The following is a 2,023-nucleotide window of genomic DNA, read 5'->3' as shown; positions in this document are numbered from 1 at the left end:
CACCAGGCTGGCGTTGTACAGCGCGCCATCCCCGACCTGCAGTTGCCCCTGGCTCACGCTGGGGTTGGGCAGCGCGATGGAGCCGGCCACCAGGGTCACGCCAAACTCCTTGGCCAGGCCGCCGAACAGCACCTGGTAGTCGCGCGCCATCGCCGGGGCTTTCATGCGTAAGTAAGCGTCGTCCATGCGGTTGTCGCCAGTCGCGCTGATCCAGGCGCGCATGAATTGCACCGGGTTGCTGATCGACAGCCAGTTCATCGCGTCTTTCAGATGGGGCGCCTGATACAGCTCGTTTTTTTCGCCGCTGAGCATCAGCCAGGTGCCGATGTGTTCCGGCAGCACGACGATGGTTTTTTCATTGAGCAGCCCCTGGTCTCGGGCCGTTTGCAGGTAGGCCGCGAGTTTCAGGTGCAAGCGTTCCAGGCTCTGGTAATCGCCGGGGAACAGTTCCGGCTGGATGCCCAGCAGGTTGCCGCGATCGGCGGGCTGGCCCTCGTTGACGGCCAGGGTGATGCGCAGGTCGGACAGGTAATGCGCCACGGGGCGCTCCTGGGTCCAGACCAGATAGGCGGCGACGGCGGCAACCAACGCCATGGTGACGGTAAAAGCTAGAAGTTTACGCATGGGGGAACAGACAACGGACCAAGTGCAGGGTTCGCGACTAGGGTAGGGCCCGTGGCTCTGCTTGCCAAGGGGTGCTGTGCATTTGGATCAATAACTTGTCAGTTTCAGTCATTGAGCCCTGGCTGATCGCCTCTATAGTCTGTGGGACATAAACCGATGGCAAGCCGTTAGAGCGTGCCACGTCCCGTGATGATCCGTTGTGGAGCTTGACCATGACCGCTGCTGCGTACCCGCACCTGCTGGCCCCGTTGGACCTGGGTTTTACCACCTTGCGCAACCGTACCCTGATGGGCTCGATGCACACGGGCCTGGAAGAAAAACCGGGCGGTTTCGAACGCATGGCGGCCTATTTTGCCGAGCGTGCCCTTGGCGGCGTGGGCCTGATGGTCACCGGCGGCATTGGCCCGAACGATGAAGGTGGGGTGTATTCCGGCGCGGCCAAGCTGACCACCGACGAAGAGGCGCAGAAGCACAAGATCGTGACTCGCGCCGTACACGCAGCCGGCGGCAAGATCTGCATGCAGATCCTCCATGCCGGTCGTTATGCCTACAGCCCCAAGCAGGTTGCACCGAGCGCGATCCAGGCGCCGATCAACCCGTTCAAGCCCAAGGAGCTGGACGAAGCGGGCATCGAGAAGCAGATCCAGGATTTCGTCACCTGCTCGCTGCTGGCCCAGTCCGCCGAATACGACGGCGTGGAAATCATGGGCTCCGAAGGCTACTTCATTAACCAGTTCCTCGCCGCCCACACCAACCACCGTACCGATCGTTGGGGCGGCAGCTATGAAAATCGCATGCGCCTGGCGGTGGAGATCGTGCGCCGGGTGCGCGAAGCCGTCGGCCCGAATTTCATCATCATCTTCCGCCTGTCGATGCTCGACCTGGTGGAAGGCGGCAGCAGTTGGGAAGAAATCGTGCAACTGGCCAAGGCCATCGAGCAGGCTGGTGCGAGCATTATCAACACCGGGATCGGCTGGCACGAAGCGCGTATCCCGACCATCGCCACCAAGGTGCCGCGTGGCGCGTTCAGTAAAGTCACCGCCAAATTGCGTGGCGCGGTGCAGATCCCGCTGATCACCACCAACCGCATCAACACCCCGGAGATTGCCGAGCAGATCCTCGCCGCAGGCGATGCCGACATGGTCTCGATGGCGCGGCCGTTCCTCGCCGACCCAGAGTTCGTCAACAAGGCCGCCGCCGGCCGTGCCGATGAAATCAACACCTGCATCGGCTGTAACCAGGCCTGCCTGGACCACACCTTCGGCGGCAAGTTGACCACCTGCCTGGTCAACCCGCGCGCGTGCTACGAGACCGAACTCAACTACTTGCCGGTCAAGCAGATCAAGAAAATCGCCGTGGTCGGCGCCGGTCCTGCGGGCCTGGCCGCGGCCACGGTGGC

The 2,023-nt window shown here is 62.6% G+C and carries 1 protein-coding gene and 1 pseudogene; one reads left to right on the top strand and one right to left on the bottom strand.

The window, feature by feature from the left end:
* Window positions 1-624: pseudogene (locus L9Z73_RS29800) on the bottom strand (carbon-nitrogen hydrolase family protein); the annotation flags it as partial.
* 212 nt (window positions 625-836) lie between these two features.
* Between L9Z73_RS29800 and L9Z73_RS29795 the strand changes: the two are divergent.
* The coding region (locus L9Z73_RS29795) for a 2,4-dienoyl-CoA reductase FMN-binding domain-containing protein (protein WP_247408505.1) at window positions 837-2,023 on the top strand (1,187 nt) is incomplete at its 3' end.

This window comes from Pseudomonas emilianonis (assembly GCF_023072625.1).
GTDB classification, from domain to species: domain Bacteria; phylum Pseudomonadota; class Gammaproteobacteria; order Pseudomonadales; family Pseudomonadaceae; genus Aquipseudomonas; species Aquipseudomonas paraveronii.
The sequence above is the reverse complement of the archived record's forward strand: the minus strand, read 5'-3'. Positions and strand labels throughout refer to the sequence as shown.